Source organism: Gillisia limnaea DSM 15749, from assembly GCF_000243235.1.
Classification (GTDB): Bacteria; Bacteroidota; Bacteroidia; order Flavobacteriales; family Flavobacteriaceae; genus Gillisia; species Gillisia limnaea.
Window position 1 is genome coordinate 1,745,779 of record NZ_JH594606.1, and the last position, 18,453, is coordinate 1,764,231.

General features: G+C 37.5%; 13 protein-coding genes. All 13 read right to left on the reverse strand.

Annotation, left to right across the window (positions count from 1 at the left end; translation table 11 throughout):
• Positions 1-3,526, reverse strand: a 3,526-nt coding sequence (locus GILLI_RS17725) for an Ig-like domain-containing protein (protein WP_050855606.1), incomplete at its 3' end; no start/stop codon positions are given.
• 289 nt (positions 3,527-3,815) lie between these two features.
• Positions 3,816-6,194, reverse strand: a complete 2,379-nt coding sequence (locus tag GILLI_RS09625) for a GumC family protein (RefSeq protein ID WP_245545619.1) — start codon at positions 6,192-6,194, stop codon at positions 3,816-3,818.
• Positions 6,195-6,247: 53 nt separating this feature from the next.
• Positions 6,248-7,024 (reverse strand): polysaccharide biosynthesis/export family protein, encoded by a 777-nt coding sequence (locus GILLI_RS09630; protein ID WP_006988919.1) that lies wholly within the window; start codon positions 7,022-7,024, stop codon positions 6,248-6,250.
• Positions 7,025-7,083: 59 nt separating this feature from the next.
• Positions 7,084-8,427, reverse strand: a complete 1,344-nt coding sequence (locus tag GILLI_RS09635) for an exopolysaccharide biosynthesis polyprenyl glycosylphosphotransferase (protein ID WP_006988920.1) — start codon at positions 8,425-8,427, stop codon at positions 7,084-7,086.
• Positions 8,428-8,554: 127 nt separating this feature from the next.
• Positions 8,555-9,325, reverse strand: coding sequence for a glycosyltransferase family 2 protein (locus GILLI_RS09640; RefSeq protein WP_006988921.1), 771 nt, complete (start codon positions 9,323-9,325; stop codon positions 8,555-8,557).
• A 706-nt stretch (positions 9,326-10,031) separates the two neighbouring features.
• On the reverse strand, positions 10,032-11,003 hold the full coding sequence (locus GILLI_RS09645) for a UDP-glucuronic acid decarboxylase family protein (protein ID WP_006988923.1): 972 nt from the start codon (positions 11,001-11,003) through the stop codon (positions 10,032-10,034).
• Between the two features lie 147 nt (positions 11,004-11,150).
• On the reverse strand, positions 11,151-12,017 hold the full coding sequence (locus GILLI_RS09650; protein WP_006988924.1) for a glycosyltransferase family 2 protein: 867 nt from the start codon (positions 12,015-12,017) through the stop codon (positions 11,151-11,153).
• Positions 12,018-12,047: 30 nt separating this feature from the next.
• Positions 12,048-12,536: an LbetaH domain-containing protein gene (locus tag GILLI_RS09655; RefSeq protein WP_245545620.1), complete on the reverse strand. Its 489-nt coding sequence runs from the start codon at positions 12,534-12,536 to the stop codon at positions 12,048-12,050.
• A 93-nt stretch (positions 12,537-12,629) separates the two neighbouring features.
• Positions 12,630-13,763, reverse strand: a complete 1,134-nt coding sequence (locus GILLI_RS09660; protein ID WP_006988926.1) for a glycosyltransferase — start codon at positions 13,761-13,763, stop codon at positions 12,630-12,632.
• Between the two features lie 153 nt (positions 13,764-13,916).
• Positions 13,917-14,585, reverse strand: a complete 669-nt coding sequence (locus tag GILLI_RS09665) for an acyltransferase (RefSeq protein ID WP_006988927.1) — start codon at positions 14,583-14,585, stop codon at positions 13,917-13,919.
• Between the two features lie 8 nt (positions 14,586-14,593).
• Positions 14,594-15,499 (reverse strand): glycosyltransferase family 4 protein, encoded by a 906-nt coding sequence (locus GILLI_RS09670; RefSeq protein WP_217179249.1) that lies wholly within the window; start codon positions 15,497-15,499, stop codon positions 14,594-14,596.
• 348 nt (positions 15,500-15,847) lie between these two features.
• On the reverse strand, positions 15,848-17,182 hold the full coding sequence (locus tag GILLI_RS09675; protein ID WP_006988929.1) for a hypothetical protein: 1,335 nt from the start codon (positions 17,180-17,182) through the stop codon (positions 15,848-15,850).
• Between the two features lie 23 nt (positions 17,183-17,205).
• Positions 17,206-18,444, reverse strand: coding sequence for a glycosyltransferase family 4 protein (locus GILLI_RS09680; protein ID WP_006988930.1), 1,239 nt, complete (start codon positions 18,442-18,444; stop codon positions 17,206-17,208).
• Between the last annotated feature and the right edge of the window lie 9 nt (positions 18,445-18,453).

Here is an 18,453-nt window from a genome sequence, read left to right on the forward strand (position 1 = left end):
CAACTTTGGTTATAGTACCATCTGTATCAGAGGCTGTAGCATTAATAACTATAGAGGCAGGGGCAGTAAAAGTAGCATTGTTGCCAGGAGCCGTAATGGCTACCGTAGGAGGGGTATTGGTGGGATCAGACACTGTGACGTTTACTGCCGCAGAGGTAGTGACCGCAGCTTTATCATCGGTAGCCCTGGCGGTTAATGAATAGGTGCCTGCCGCTGCATTGTTCCAGCTAAAACTATAGGGACTGCTTAGGTCCTCTCCCAGCTTTGTTGTGCCCTGGAAAAATTCAACTTTACTGATCGTACCATCGGTATCCGAGGCTGTAGCCTCAACAACAATAGTGGCAGGGGCAATAAAAGTAGCATTGTTGGCAGGAGCCGTGATGGCAACCGTAGGAGGGGTATTGGTAGAATCGGATACTGTGACGTTTACTGCCGCAGAGGTAGTGACCGCAGCTTTATCATCGGTAGCCCTGGCGGTTAATGAATAGGTGCCTGCCGCTGCATTGTTCCAGCTAAAACTATAGGGACTGCTTAGGTCCTCTCCCAGCTTTGTTGTGCCCTGGAAAAATTCAACTTTGGCTATAGTACCATCGGTATCAGAGGCTGTAGCATTGATTACAATAGTGGCAGGGGCAATAAAAGTAGCATTGTTGGCAGGAGCCGTGATGGCAACCGCAGGAGGGGTATTGGTAGCTGAAGAGGTATTAAATACCACATCTACCCAATAGTTGCTGCTTTGATAGTTTTGATTTGGAAATGCAGGGGTGCCGGAGTACCTGTAGACGCCATTGGGGCCATCTGTACCACTCTGCAAACCTGTAAGAGGGGTTTTTACCGTCGCACTGTTGAAGAATGGGTTTGAAGCAGAGTAAAAACCAGAGCCGCTGTGATAAGAAATGACATAGGTCGTATTGGCAGTAACGGCAACGGGGGAGGAAAATGCCACTTCCTGCCAGCCTGAAGCGGTTTCGTTGGTGAAGGTAGCCTGTGCTAATAAGCTACCCGTTCTGCTGTATAGCTGGCCGATATGTGTGCCTGTGTTGCCGGCCTGCTTGAAGAAACGAACCCCCGAGACGAAACCATTTTCAGAAGATCGGAACTTCATGCCCAATTGCACTGCCTGACCATCAGTATAAAGTTGGTTAGTAGGACCAGTCGTAGGTTCAAATACCGTACACGGACACCCAAAGCCTCCCGGGTCGGGATTTACTGTGACATTTACTGCTGCAGAATTAGTGGTAGCAGTTTTATCATCGCTGGCCCTGGCGGTTAATGAATAGGTGCCCGCTGGTGCATTGCTCCAGCTAAAACTATAGGGACTGCTCAAATCCTCTCCCAGCTTTGTTGTACCCTGGAAAAATTCAACTTTGGCTATAGTACCATCGGTATCCGAGGCCGTGGCATTGATCACAATTGTGGCCGGGGCAGTAAAAGTAGCATTGTTGGCAGGAGCCGTGATGGAAACCGCAGGAGGGGTATTAACATCATAAGTTGCAACAAATTCCCCATTGATCGCTGAAAAAAATGCATATTCAATACCTTTGATAGTTTCAATTCTATAAGTAGCTGGTTCTCCATTTACCGTTAGCCCCACTATCCGAATAGATCCTAGAATGGCAGGAACCATTCCTTCCAATTTATGGGCTCCACTAGCCACGCTTATGGAGAAATTGAGCTTATTTTCATTCCAACCAATAGAACCAAAAGAGGATCCATTACGTCCATCCAGCCAAGTAAGAACCTGTTTTGCTGAAATTACAGGTATATTACGCGCTTTGGCTGAGGCTATAATCTTATCAGAGCCATCAGAAAAATCGGCATCTGTATGCATGTTTGCACAAAACATACCATAGTAACCTTCAGGCCCCAAAGCTTTGTCAAGTAATTGATCGATAGTAAAAGGAAAGTTTTGTCCGGATTCATCTGTCATTTGGGTCACAAGTTGATAGGAATCTATTATTGTTCCATCCAAATCTGCAAAGCGCATAGGCATAGCAGAACCCGTAAACATTCCGGGCCGATTTTGTACCCATGACTCTGGCCAGTAATAATAGTTTGCATCTAGACGTATTCCTTTTCCTGACCCTAATTTCGGTGATGTGGCCCAATCACTATAGGCAATGCAATGGGTGCGGTTGGTAGTAGGTGCTGTAATACTCGGGAATCTAAATTTAAATTCTGCAAGTTGATTTGTTAAATCATTATCAAAAGATGAAGGAGTAAAACTTGAACAACCGGTATCCAAGTGGAGGGCAATTTCAAACCCTTGATCTTCGAATGATTTCGCTTCCGCATTCGTAATAGGGGTATTAAGAAAAATATAAGAAGTCCCCCTTATTGCCCTCCAGTCTGCCACTGCTGCTGCACTATTATCTTCGCTAAGTTGCAGATATTGGTTAAATCTCGCTGTAGTACCATTATTTGCATGGTCATCTCCTGTCATCACCACCGCTGCTTTTAGTCCCCTGGGTAGGTACCAAAAGCGAGGCATTGGCTTGCGACTATTTTGAACTATTATATTTGCCAGAAGTCGCTGTTGCTCATCTGCCTGAGGTATGGCTACTTTATTAAGATCTACCCAGTCTGGAAAAAAAATATCGTTGGATCGGATAGGGCCCGGTTGCCCATCCCGTTCCTGTCCTGCCCATTCTGGGTTTCCCTGCCGGGTATACACAATTGAACGTGCAAGATCATAGGTAAAAGCTACTGCTTTTCCTCCATTGACCCCTACATTGTTAATACTTACCGCCGGGTTCGTTGTTGCAGTGTTCACTCCTGAATATAAAGTTGCCAGGCTTGTTGCCCCATTGAGGTTATAAAGATCTGCTGCGCTATGATATTGTATTGTTTGACTAACCAAACCCTTTCCGGGGCCAGATGATGTATTTATCAAAATGTATTTGTCATTCAAAGTACCTCCGGCAACAGTCAGACCCATCAAAGGTGCTAATTTTACATCAGGTCTGAAGGCAATTAAAGTCCCTCCTGCACCAGCCCAATTACTTAACATCGTTACTTGCTCTTCTGTTAAGGGAATCTCACCAATAATTATGACGTCATAAGTGCTCAGCAATTCGGGAGATATAACGGATATGTCGGATGTAGCGAACTCATTCAATCCCTCAGCGAGAAGAATTTCAGCAGCATAACTGCTAAAAGGCCTGGAAGATGATTTGATTATAAGAATTGGCCCTCCGGGTCCATACGAAGTTGCTAAAACAGAATTTAAAACAGTCTGTAATTTTGGATCACTTCTTTCTAAACCTTTTTCTAGGTATCCTGAAAAAGAAGTCGTTGTATCAAAAGTATTCTTTTGATTGTCCTGCTTGACTTCTAAACTATCCCCGTTTGCATTGAAAGTCAGGCAGTTGATATAATCTGAATGACCTCCTAAAATTTCGCTCACTTCCTTTGGAGTATCCGGGTCTAAACTGACATTTGCATAAGAGAAAAAACAAATAAGGTAGGCAAGAAATTGTAATATAAATTGACTCTTGGAAACCAGGGTTGAATAAAAATTTTTCATAGCTAAATACGTTGACAAAATTTAAATATGACTGTAAATTTTAAATTGACTTAAGAAGAGGAGGGGCCAAAGACCTACAGAATAAAAACCTTGGTAGGGAAGTTTATAAACGAGGCAAAATTTAATAGGTGGGAACTAGCGAAAAATACTTAACTTAAAGTGGCGACAAGATTAAAGGATAGAAACATCAATTTTATTTCACGTGCGACTAGATTTAAATATAAAATCTATCAATCATAAATAATCTTCATTAGTTTCCTTTTACTTTTATTTGCATATAAATATTATTTTAGGCTCTAATATCTTTTTCTATTATTGAAATCTCTGATTTAGTGGCCAATCCATTCGTGGAACTTTTATGAAATTTAGATTTTTCCCAGAAATTTTTCTTATCCATCCCATATCCATATCCATATTTATTGCCATATCCAAGATTTGACAAATTAACATTGTTTAGTACAAAACATACACGCTTCATTGTACCTTTTTCCTTGGCCTGAACCGGGAATTCAAGTAACTCTTTCTCCGTGTATCCTGCTCTTACCATATATAGGATAAGGTCTGCATATTGAGTAAGAGCAAAGGTATCTGCAACCAACATTGAAGGTGCAGTATCTATAATTATATAATCATACTGACTTTTAAGTTGATCAAACAAGAGCTCAACTTTTTCTGTTTTAAGTAATTCATATGGGTTTGGAGGAATACTTCCCGATAAAAGGACATCTATATTTGTGTGAAAATTAGATTTTTTTATTAGGCTTTCCAGTAGCAGGTCTTCATCCACCAAATAATCACTAAATCCCAATTTCTTTTCCTTATCAGTTACAAGTGGCTGAAGCTTGGGGCTCCTAAGATCTGCACCAATTAATAGAACTGTATTAAAGGTATTGGCAAGGGTAATACTTAAGTTTATTGCTGCAAACGTCTTGCCTTCCCCTTTTATAGAAGATGTGATTAATAAAGTTTTGGCCTCTTTCTTATGTTTTAAGTTTACCAAAAGGTATTGCAAGTTTGTATTCAGGATCCGAAATGACTCTGCCAGCATCGAGCGGTCATTCAAAGTTATAATTTCTTGGGTTCTTTTTACCCGTGGAATATCTCCTACAACAGCTATACTTGATGTAAAGGCTTCAATATCTGTTCTCTTTCTTACTTTATTATCTAGCATTCCTTTTATATAAATGACTGAAAACGGTAGAAATAAACCTAAAATAACGGTTCCGAGGTAGATACTTCTTGAATTGGGTGATATAGGAATTTCATTAAAATATGCCCTGTCTACTATTTTAGCTTTAGGTTCTGTCACCGCCATAGCAAGGGAATTCTCCTCTCTTTTTTGAAGTAAAAATAAGTAGAGAGTTTCTTTGATACTTTGCTGTCTTTCAATCCCCCTGTATTCTCTTTCTTTAGAAGGGACTGCAAATATCTGTGATCCAATACTGGAAGCCTGCCTTTGTAGATCCTCCTGTCCTATTTGCAAGTTTGACCGCATCCTGCCTAAACTCTGTACAACATTTCCTTTAATTTGACCTATCTGGCTGTTAAGTTTTATAACTATAGGATTTTTCTCACTTGAACCGGAAAGGATCCTGTTACGCTGCAGCACCAAGTCATTATATTCGTCTATTTGTCCATTTACGCCACCTTCAGAGAGCCCCAAATTGGTAGGCAACAAGTCGCTATTGGAATTCGAAGAGATATATTCCAACATAGCATTTGCAAGTTCAAGCTGGGTTCCTACCTCCTGCCGTTTTTTATTGTATTCACTTGCATTTTGAATGTACATATTAGACTCTGCCTGTATATCTGTGAGCCTGTTTTGTTCTTTAAATATTTCCTTCCCAGACTCTACAGAGTCTAACTCCCCATTTATAATTGCCAGCCTTTCGTTGATAAATTTTGCGGTATTTCCTGCTATGAGATTTTTGTCCTCTATAGCAGATCGGTTAAACTCGAGAATTAATTGATCTAATATATCCCGGGCCTTTTCTTTTACAGGATCTGCAAGTACAAGTTCAATAAAATTTGAGTTTTTATCTTCTTTGATAAAGCCAAGTTGATTTCGGTAATGAGCTGCGATTTTTTCTATTTCTGTAAATTGTATAATGATAGGTTGATTAAAATCTTCACCAAACTCTCCTGGTCCCAGCACGATACTAGTAATTCCAAGATCTACGGGAGATCCCACCTTGGCGTTAACTATCCTGCCAGATGCCATATCCCTAATTTGATATAGATCTTCATTCATTTTTTTTAACTCGTATGTAGCTCCTCCCCTTTCCTTTAACTTTTGTTCGTCCAGCTTGAGAACCTGGAGATTAAAGGGAATAATTTCATAAATCTCCATTTTATTAACCTTCCCTTCAATAAAATATTGAATATTAATATCTAAAGATTTTACTACATTATTCATCAACCTTCTGGATCGAAGAATACCAATTTCATTCTCTATATTTTTAGTGCCAACTCCACTTAATAGGCCAAGATCTGCATAGATGGCAGACTCGGGACCTTTTGAGGATTCATCTTTTACTATAATGGTTGTGCTTGCATTATATAAAGGAGTAGTGTATCGCAAATAGGTATACCCCAATCCTATAGCCAGCACTGAACATAGGACAAACCAGGGCCAGTTTTTAAGATAACGATTAATTTCTTTTCTCATGTTGATTTTTTCAAGATGAGACTTTCCGGAATTATTATTAGAAGAAACCATAATTATCTAGTTATTAATATTACCAGTGACGCGAGAACAGATACAATGGAAAGGTAAGTAGATGCCAGGCCTGTAGAACCGGCAGATTGCCTTCTTGTGCCTCTTGGTTCTACATAAACAACATCATTTTGCCTTAAATTATAATGAGGAGAATTAACAGTATTGGCATCGGTGAGGTCAAGATAAGCGTATGTTTTATGATCCCCGTCTTCACCCATGACTAGAATATTATCTCTTTTGCCAAAAATTGTAAGATCTCCGGCCATTGAAAGCGCTTTTGATAGTGTGATATGGTCATCTTCAATAGAAAATGTTCCGGGATTGTTTACTTCCCCTAAAACACTTATCTGGAAGTTTAGGATTCTTACGTTTACAATAGGATCTTTTACGTATTCACTTATCTGGTCCTGAATTTTTTTGGCCAGTTCCATATTCGTAAGGCCTTTGACTTCTATTGTGCCAACGACAGGAAAAACAATTGTCCCCTCGTTGGATACCAGATAAGTCTCCAGTTCTACCTCCCCCATTACTCTTTCCTGGGATGCAATAGATTTGGTTAAGTTAAATGGCAATGCAGCCTCCTGCTCTGGGGCAGATACCCGAATTGTTAAAACATCATCTGGTTGGATTTCAAGGTTGTTTCCACTCCTACGATTTTCACTTTTCTTCAATTGTTCTATATTTTGAAAGTAAACCATTTCTTTTCGGGAAACGCAGGAGGAAATAATTACCATAAGAAGAACTAACAGGAAAAATTTCTTAAATTTTATAATGTTCATAATTAAAAATAATAAGGATTAATGAAAAAAGCTAAGATTAGAATGTGTGAATGAGGGGGTTAAAAGGCTTTATCATCCCCGGTAATTGCATTGCAAATAGTATAGTAAATAATTTTGAGGTCCATTATTGGGCTCCACTTTTCGAGATAAAAAATGTCAAACCTGGTACGGTTAACAATATCTGCTTTGCAGGTGATTTCACCCCTGTATCCCTTAATTTGTGCTAAGCCTGTTATTCCTGGTTTCGCAAAATGCCGTACGAGATATTTATCTACAGATCTTGCATATTCCCGGGTATGGGTTTCCATATGTGGACGTGGCCCTACAACGCTCATTTCCCCCAGGAATACGTTGATGAACTGAGGCAATTCATCGATACTCGTTTTTCTTAAAACCTTTCCCAATCGGGTTATTCTGGAATCGTTTTTAATGCACATTTTTGTGTCTGATTGCTCGTTGGTTCTCATAGACCTGAATTTGTAGCACCAAAATGATTTTTTGTTATATCCTTGTCTTATTTGTTTGAAAAACAGGGGATCCCTGGATTCCATTCTTGTTAAAAGGTACAAAAGTGGAACAAGCCAGGATAATATTAGAAGGATTACCAAAGAAGAGAAAATAATATCAAATCCACGTTTACCATATTTCGCATAATTTTGTTCAAGAGGAGAGTTTCTAAGGTTTAAAATAGGGACATTTCCGAATAATTCCACCTGCATGGCTCTGGTGAAAACCTCCTTATTATCAGGAACCAGTTTTAATCGCTTCAAATTATTATCTGCAAAGGATATAAGTTTATGAAGTTCTTCATTGGACACCTGAGAAACCAAACAATATATTTCATCAATATTATTGTTCATAATAAATTCGTAGCTTTTTTCAACTGAGCCTAAATAGCCAGTTTCATTTGATAACTCATTGTTGAAATAGCCTTTATATCGGTATCCAAAATCTGGGTCCTTAAAAATCTCCTTGATCGTTCTAATATTTTTATCCTTTCCTATCACCACAACATTCACAAAGTTGCCGCCTTCCACACGGTAAAGCCTCCTAACCGCAAAGAAAAACCAACGATAAAAAACAAGAAGAAAAAGCAAAAAACTTAGAACAAAAAGTTGATATCCAATTGAAAATTGAATCTCAAAAATTGCAAAGAAGGCAACGTAGGAAAGGCAGAAAATAAAATAATGTCTTAGAAATTTATGAAACTTAGTGATAAACCGTTCTTTCCTTTCCACCGAATAAAAATTCATCCCAATTGAAATAAAAATCCAAGATGCATTATATCCTAAAATAGCGGTAAAATTTAAATATGTATTTGGTGTTAATAAATATAAAACAATATTAATTGTGACCAGATGTGCTACCACAGAGAATGGCATAATAAAATAAGAGCCTTTCATCTGTTTATTTTATTGTTTTTAGCGGACATATGTAACATCCATATAAACTTTTTCCTGTGTGAGAAAATTTTTCCAATGAATGTTTCATAATTGATTATTTCAGCAAAGCGAATCCTTAAATAAGGTTTTAAATAAAACGATTAGATCCTAACACCTGTGGAATTAAGTATTGTGGAATTTTTCTTCCCACTTTACAGGCAAGGGTAAATATTCCGTTCAAATTATATAGTTTGATGATGCTTAAATCTTCTCGCGATTTTTTGATTTGTAATTTTACGGAAGTACTTATGCCTCCCAACCTCATTTTTACGACCCACTCGTTTAAGAATAATTTCTTAATCTGTTCATTTTTGAACCACCGAAGCGAGATTTCATAATCGCTGGCAATGCTATACCCAGGGTCGTACATCCCATATTTTTCAAAAATCTCCCGGCGCACAAAAATGGTTGTATGAAGCGGAATCCAGCCATATAACAAGAATCTTTTCCTGAAAATCTTAGAAGGGTAAATTCGCTTTATCTTTTCAGGATTTTCCTTATCCACAAACAATCCTTTAGCATATACCAAATCGGCATTGGAGGACTCAAAAGCATTTGCAATATTTCTTATTGTGTCCACTTGAAAGAAAAGATCATCTGAATGTAAAATCCCGATAATATCACCTGTTGCATTTTTAATACCTTTATTGAGGGCATCATAAATCCCTTCATCTTTTTCAGAAGAATAGTAATCAATCCTATCCTTATACCGTTCAATTTTTCGTTGAGTCCCATCGGAAGAACCTCCATCAATAACAAGATATTCAATATTGCTGTAGGTTTGATTTAGAACAGATTCTATACAATCGGAAATATACTTCTCACGGTTATAAACTATGGTTATAATTGAAAATTTCATTCGATGCCTAAAAATTAAGTTGAATTGAAAACTAAATTATAAACCTTTGGACTCATGGCTCCTATGGTAACTAAAGTTCCATATCCTGAAAGCTATAAATAACCAGACTACATTATAGCTTATTAACACCAGGTAATCCAAAGATGGTTCGGTTGCTAACAAGAGAAAAATACCGTTGATAATAAGTAAATGTGCTAGAACTAAAAAGCTGATTAGAGAAGTTGAAGTTTTCATATTTCCTAAATTTAATAATTAATAATTTTCAAATAAGCATCTCACATTCTACGGTTTCGTAAAATATTCAGATGGAAATCCAATCAAGAAGTTTGAGGAAACTAGTTGACTTTGGTTAAATCATAATTAATCAAAAGATTATTCCTTAAAAAGGGGGGAGATACAATCTAAAACACAACAGCTTTAAACAATTTAGATCATCAAAAAAATGGGTGGGGTCAATATTTTCAGGCTTTTAAGTAGGGAAAGCCTGAGAATGGGGTGTTTAATAAAAATACACTGAAGTGTCTCTTAAATATAGAAAAAAAAAATCTAAAAACCAGTCCAATGAAGTAAAATTTTCCTTAAAAAAACACATTCTTTGGTTAACGGAATCCATCAACCGGGATTAAGCTCACGAGCTAAGGCGAAGGAAGAAATATCAAGAATTTTGATGTAATCCATCCGAGCGTTATGGGTGAGCATCATGAAATTAATAGTTTCTAATCATTTTAGTTTTTTGACCAATTTTGAGTTCAGATTCAAAATACTCAATAGTTTTGGTCAATCCCTCGCTAAGCTGAACCTTTGGCTCCCAGTCATTCAGATATTTTTTTGCAAGTGAAATATCTGGTTGGCGTTGTTTGGGATCATCTTGTGGTAAAGGTTTAAATATGAGCTTAGAGGAAGAATTGGTGAGGTCAAGGATAGTTTCAGCTAGTTGTAGCATGGTGAATTCATTTTGATTCCCAAGATTTACAGGACCCGTAAAATCATTTTCGGTTCCCATCATTCGAAGCATCCCCTCAACCAGATCATCTACATATTGAAAGGAACGGGTTTGTTTTCCATTTCCAAAAATGCTGATATCTTCCCCCTTTAAAGCCTGTACAATAAAATTTGAAACCACGCGTCCATCCCCGGGATTCATATTAGGTCCATAAGTATTAAAAATCCGTACTATCTTAATATTTACGTTGTTTTGGTTGTGATAATCCATAAAGAGGGTCTCTGCACAGCGTTTTCCTTCATCATAACAGGATCTGGGACCAATTGGATTTACATTTCCCCAATAACCTTCCGGTTGTGGATGGATTTCAGGATCACCGTAAATTTCGCTTGTACTGGCCTGTAGGATCTTTGCCTTCAAACGTTTCGCCAGTCCAAGCATATTGATGGCCCCCATAACCGATGTTTTAATTGTTTTTATAGGATTGTACTGGTAATGTACGGGCGAAGCGGGACAGGCAAGATTATAAATCTCATCAACCTCTATAAAATAGGGAGAAATTATATCATGTCTTACTAATTCAAAATAGGGGTAATGAGACAAATGGATAATATTTTGCTTTCTGCCGGTGAAATAATTATCAAGGCAAATAACTTCATTTCCTTCCTTCAAGAGCCTTTCGCAAAGATGTGAGCCAATAAAACCAGCTCCTCCGGTTACTAAAATTTTTTTCATAAAACGATATTAAACAGATTTAATATTTAGACTTAGATGTACATTTTTTAATGGTGAATCATGGTGATCTATTGCTTACTTAGTTTTGAAACCCCGATGAGAGGAATTAATAGAGGAAAATGGATAGAATATTTACTGATTCTAGTTTCAGGAAATAGTGATTTCAGATTCTTTAGTGGCATTTGAAATTGCTACGGTATTTTTTTTCCTTTTTAATCTTAACTCCCTCATTTTTATTTTTATCAAAAATTCATGGTAGCCCATATTAACACAATAAATGAATCCCGGAGTACCTTCCAGAAATCCACCATTAAATATGTAAGCATGGAGAAATCTCAATAGAGGCCAACCTGGAACATCGCTCAAGCGGGATTTTAGCGCCGGATTCCTTTGACTCGAATTTCGGTGGAATATGTGCTTGAAGGGTGGTCTTTTTTCAATCCGGTCACGTGCCTCAAGGGAAGAATACCTATTTTGTCTAGCTATCCACTGGGTCCATCCTTTAGAAAAACTATAATGTAAATAGGGTTCTTTTATATATTCTATTTTACCTTTAACTTCCCCTTCCTTCTGGCCGTGACCGAAATCGGTGAATGTAGCTCGTCCTTTTTTTAGTACTCTCAACTGCCATTTTGGAAAATTATCACAGTTTTTTAGCCATGTATCATCCAACATCATTTTCCAACAGCAGTAAAATCCAGCCACCCTTTGGTCAGCATTTTCTATGGCATATAAAATAGCATTTTCAAAAGGCGGTGTAACCACTTCATCTGCATCCAGAAATAAAATCCAGTCATATTTTAATTCCAGATTTTCCAAAGCATAATTCCTCTGCATTCCAAAGCTCGTAAACTTATTATAACTTACCCTTGCTCCAAAGTCCCGGGCAATTTTTACGGTATCATCCGTACTCCCTGAATCAAGAACAAGTACATCGTCTGTCCACTGCAATGAGCTAAGACATTTTGGCAAATCCTGCTCTTCGTTTTTAGTAAGAATTATAACTGAGACCATAAATCAATTTTGTTAGAAATAAAAAATGTTCTATTCCTTTATTTGACGTTGTTTAATAAAGCATGCAGGATTTCCACCCACAACTTCCCAGGCGGCTACATCCTTGAACACGGCGCTTCTGGCTCCTACAACGGCGCCCTCCCCAATTGATACTCCGGGAGCAATAAAAGCTGCAGCTGCAATCCAAACCTGGTCTTTAATTTCTATGAATTTGACAATTAAAGGGAAATTGGAGATTGTGAAATCATGAGTTGAGGCACATAAATAGGTCTTTTGCGAAATAACCGTATTGTTTCCTATGATTATTTTTCCCTGATTATAACAATCAACCCCAGGCCCCATGCTAGAATAGTCACCAATTTCTAAATTCCATGGTGCCCAGATTTTTACACTGGCATAAATGTTTGCTTTATATCCCACCTTTGCTCCAAAAATCCTTAATACGCCAGCTCTCCAGCCATTAAACAAGTTTAAATTAAATGGCCGGAATAAAATCCAATAGCAGCCGTTCCATGTCATCCTCAGAATTTTATTTTTAAAACCAAAATCTGAATTATAAGTTGATAAATCAACTCTTACCTTTTTTGAAATTTTAACTGATAACATTTTCTATTAATTATTTGTATATCTAAAGGAACCAACCTCTGTTGACACTATATTTTTGTAAAATTCAAAAGTTCTTTGAGCGACAGCCTGTATTCTGTATTTTCGTTGTACTAATCGTATTCCATTTTCTCCAAACTGAGCTCTGTCTTTTTGAGATAATGCCAATGCTTCTCTAATAGTTTCCACCAATTTTGGAGCACTCAAATCAATCCACCAACCACATTTGTTCACCACTAATTCCTCCCAGGGGGTCCCTTGCGTTGTAATGACCGGCACACCTGCTGCCAGAGCTTCAATTATTACAATTCCAAAATTTTCACTATAGGTTGGTAGAACAAAGAGATCTGCCTGTGCATAAAGTTTCCATTTTTCTTCACCGTACACACCACCTACAAAATTAAAAAGGTGATCTACTTCTTTTTCAATACAAAGATTTTTAAGCTTGTTTATATAAGTTGCTTCACCCTCTCCTGCAATGGTAATTTTCAGATTTGGATCGTTAAGAAAGTTAATTGCCTCAATTAAAATTTCAATTCCTTTTTTGGGATGTATTCGTGATAAGAAAAGAATATTTTTTTCAATTTCTTGGGTTCTAAAGTCGCTCTTTTGTATAACTTCAGATGCATCTATCCCATTTGGGATTATCATTGCCGGACAGGAAAATCCTAATTTTCTTATTTGACTCAACTCTGCTGAAGCTGTAGCATGTAAATAATCCGCAGATTGTATAGCCTTTTTTTGATATAATGAAAGGGCTAATCTTTTCTTCAAATAATTTCGTTTTAAAATGTACGGCTCCAGCATCCCGTGGGGAGATAAAAGAACCTTTATTCTTTGGTTGATACATACCTTCTGAAATAGCCAGTTTTGTGGATCCCAAATTCCATTAATATGCGCCATATCTGGTTCTTCACTTATTAATATTTTTTCAAAATCTTTTTTGAGGGACCACCATCTTGATAAGCCTAAATCCAATTCATACACTTTCACGCCTTTTAATTCTAAAGGATTGGAAGTTCTTGATGTTACAACTACCAGATCTGCATACCTTATCAACTCTGCAGACAATAACTTAATATAGGTAGCAGTTCCACCGGTATTCTTATCAATGGAACCTATGAAATGAATTACTTTCATCATATTTCTTTTTTACCTTTCAATTCCAAGTAAGTCTTATCTTCTAAAACATCCTTAGCCTTTTTCATATCACTGTTTGGGATGTTGTTGAAATCATACAATAGACCTAATTGTTAAGGTGAGAATAATCGGTAAAAACAATCTTAAAATGGGGCTTTAATATACAAATCCTTCCACCCGGGAAAAATATTTTGCAGATTTCGGAATATCCCTCAACGGTTGAGCTGGTACCCCTCCATATAACTTCCATTTTTCGTGATATACCTTGTTAAGCATTGATTTTGCTCCAAGAACACAGTGGTTGGGTAAATTAGCACCACCTAAAATAACTGTATTAGTTCCAATAAAAGTATAATCTCCAATTATTATTGGCTTGCTATCCTGAATGTTCTCCAGAAGATCAATGGAATGGGTTAATATCTGTGTGTGATATCCTGCTATGGTAGAAAAATTCCCAATTCTTATTAAATTTGTACAGTCCAGATGATGATGCTTTGTTATCGAGCTATTACTTCCTAACATTAAAACAGACGTCCGTGTGGTTTGATGCTGAAAATGCCTACTTGAGGTACCGGATGGAAAACCTGTTATCCAATTACTACGTCCAATACTGGAATTTTCCTCCATTTCTATTCTGTCCAAATGTATTGCAACAGTAAAATGATCTATTCTGGAATGGGCTTTCATAACTAATTCACGTGGAAATACCCAGCAAAATCCCAGCCTGCTGGTAGGGTGAATATCATATCCAAACCATTTTATCAATGCTCTGCGCCTTAAATACCAGGGCATAAAAAACAGAAGAATTTTTTTTATTTTATCCATATCATAAATTACTTCTTGTAAAGGCGAATGAAATCCTTTATAAGTTTTTGGCTTTCAAACCTTTTACAATTCTCAAAGCCAAGTGCTATGAGTTTTTTCTTATTTTTCTTTTGTATTAGATTTATAAAACCTTCAGCAAATTCTCCAGGTTTATATGGATCTGCATAAATAGCTGCCTCTCCTCCTACTTCGTGCAGAGTTGGAATAGAGCTGGCCAATACCGCGGCTCCACATGCCTGGGCTTCTATTAATGGCCACCCGAATCCTTCAGAAAAGGAGGGAAAAATAAAAGCCTCACAAGAACTATATAATGCAACAAGGGTGTGATGGTCTGGCCTAGGAACTGATTTTACGCGATTACAGATTCCATAATTTTTCGCATTTTTTGAAAAGTCCTCATCGAGAGGATCTCCTGCAAAACAAATATTCCCTTTCCATCTATCTCCCAACGAATTGACCATTTTTAAAAGTAAGCTTCTATTTTTTCTTGGGAGTCCGGATCCAACATGTAGAATAAAAGATCCTTCAGGAAAGTTTATTGCATTCAAAAATTTTCTACTTTCATTTTTATCCATTGGCCAAAAATTCGAATTAAATGAGTTATGAATTACTCTCCAATTAGAGTTTGAACCATTTTCAACTCCACAGAGTTTTGCCAAATGTTCCATCGTATTATGAGATACCGCAGTTAATATTTTTGCCTTTTTTAAATTTTTTAAAATCCAGTTTTGAAGAATTTTCCCAGTTCTGGTAGCTCTACAATTGGCCTCTTCAAAGCCTAAAGCACCCTCAATAGCTAAGACATCGTGACAAGTAATTCCACTTCCGTTTTTTGGAAGAACTTTAAGATACATAGAATTGGAATGGTCGCAGATGTGGAAAAAGACATCTTCAACTTCATTTTTATTTTTCAATTCTTGCAACACTTTTATCCTTAAAATTATAGGAAACACTAAATATTTATCGATATAACCTAACCATTTTAGCAATCCACCGGTTGTTATTTTATTGTGGGGCGCAAAAAATGATCTTGGTTGAATAATCTCTACCTGCACTTCATTGCTTATCAAGTTATCCCTAAGGGCAGTTAAATACCTGATCATACTTTCCTGACTGTCTCCCGGATAGTTGCCTATTAATATTATTTTCATGATGATTGGCTAACAAATTTTTATTCATCCAAACCATATGAGTATTATCATTGAACAACTCAGGTTGAATATCTTCAATAGGTTAAAAAATGGTATCTTTTTTGAATAAAATCATCGTTCATTTTTTTCACGGTGAGATGCTATTATCAATCCTCCTGCAAATACACTAAAACCCAATGTGGTAGGTTGCGCCCACTGCCCCTGCAAAATCATAAACATACCAAAACTAAGCATCATCCATGGCAGCAAATTTCCTGTACTAATTGAACTCCATGCTTTTCTAAGGAAATGAATAACCAGGCTAACTCGAATTAAAATAAGGATGACTCCCAATAATACTCCCAATTCTCCTACGATTCGCCCCCACTCTTCCTCGGCAACTAAAAATTTCTTGAAATCACCTACAAGGATCTTTGCCCCAACATTAGTACCCATGCCCATTCCCATTCCCCAGAATGGTAATCTTTCCTGAGTAAGAGCACCGTACATACCTCCCAGAAAGCGGTCGATAAATACCCCATCCAGACCTCCTTCTGTTTTATTGGCTGATGTAAATCGTTCTGAAAAAGCATGAGTTGCTGTTTCAAAAAAAGAAAAGCTTTTAATACCCAAAAATAATATCAATCCAGCACTAATAGTTATGGCAACTCTGCCAATTATTTTTGGTTTTTTTCTAAAGATTGCAATCATAAATACCATTGACACTGCTATTTCGAAAAGGACGGTCCTGCTAATGCTAAGAGGAATTGCTATTAATAAGGCTAGTGTAGAAAAGACCAATAAAATTTTAAATCCTTTAATAGTCTTAGGGGCAATCCAGAAATAGAATAAATATGCTGCGGTAAGACCATAAAAGAAAGCCAGGCCATTAGTAAAGGAAAATGTTCCGGGAACACGAAAAAAGCCTGCTGCTCCACTAAACCCGGAACCCTCTATATCACCTCCAATTCCGCGGTTAATAAAAGCATACTGTGGGCTAAAAAATTGAGCAGCAACCAATATGGTCATTCCAATATTAAGCCAGAGCATTACTTCCCCTACCTTAATTACGTCCTTTTTATTGAAAATTGCTCCTATTACAAAGATCAGCGGAAATTGCACAGCTGTTATTCTAAAGCCAAATATTCCCACTGTCAGGTTTCCATGACCTGTCAAAAGAGCCAAACTCAGCGAGAGTATCGAAACCCACCACATAGCTTTTACAAATAAATTCGGCTTCCAGACGTTAGCATTAAATGCTTTAAACATAAGCCAAAGTGCCAACGGATCCCGAATAAGCAATAAGGGTTCTGATAGACCCGGCAAAACCCATTTTCTCAAAGCACCTTCAAAGATCAAAAGAAAAAAATAAATCCATACCCCATTTTTTAATATTGTGATATTGATTGGTTTTACTGCCTCCTGAATTACTTCATTTGAAGAGATGCTATTATATTGAATTCCCATAAGAGTTTAGTGATCTTTTAATCTTATCCTCTCTGTAATGCTTCTGCAAGTTCGCGTCCATAAACTTCCCATGGTCTGCAGCGAGCAGTTTCCATAGCAGCTTTACCAGCTTCTTTAATCACTAAGGGTTTTTCCAGAAGCTTCGATATGCATTCTACCAGGGCTTGGGTAGAACCAGCTTCCACCAACCAACCGTTTTCACCATCTCTTATAAGATCTGGTCCCGCAGTACGATCTGTAGTGATAACAGGTGTTCCCTGAGACATTGCCTCGGTGATAACCAATCCGAAACCTTCAAATAGGGATGGGAAGACTAATAAATCATGGCTTCTCATTAGGCTCAGAATTTCTTTATGAGGAAGGCTTGGAAACCAGGTGTGGCCTGATAGGGCTTTGTTCAGTGCCTGACAATCACTTGTAACTTTACGGCCCACTATTGTTAAACTTACATGGGGTAAAAGTTTATCAACAGCTGTAAACAAATTTGCAATTCCCTTTCGCTGGGATAAGCCCCCTACAAAGAGCAGTTTTAATGGTTTATGTATATTATATTCTTTCTCAATTTCATTTTTTAAAACGTCTGGGAAACCATAAGGTATAACAGAAATGGGAGCCAGTTGACCCGGGAAATCGTTTAATGTCCTGGCAGTAAAACTACTTGCAACAATTATTCTGTTCGCAAGCTCAAGTTCTTCATCTTTGGACGCCAATTTAACGAGAGAATCATTAAAAGTGGAAATAGTTGAGGCCCATTCCGGCCATTTTTTCAATTCGGGTTTTAGTAGTTTTCGGGCAGAACGCCAATAGCCAATAGGCAGATCATAAAAACACTTTAAATCATGCTTTTTTGCCTCCCGAAATGAAAAAATTGCTCCATCTTCGTAGGAATAGACCGCATCAAAACGATTATTTTTTGGTCTGGAAATCCTTGCAGATACATACCTATCTAGGTCTCTATAAACGGCATCCATAGATAATTTACCGCTCTCCTGTTTCGTAATTGAGGAAAAGCCTCCTTTTAAGGCAATATTACGACCTATTTCCAACCAGGGCCTTGTATGGGTAACTGGCTTTAATAGTCCATCGAAACTTCTCCTGCCTATTATGTTAAAGGGTTTAAGCTTGCCTACCATATCTAAAATTGTGCCCGGAAATGAAGCAACTCCCGTATGAAACTCAGATAATATACCCGCTTTGTAGAAACCCAAAGCTGCCGCTCTGTTAAATTCATTACTCGTAGGATGTGACAAAATAATACGCATAGTACTTAG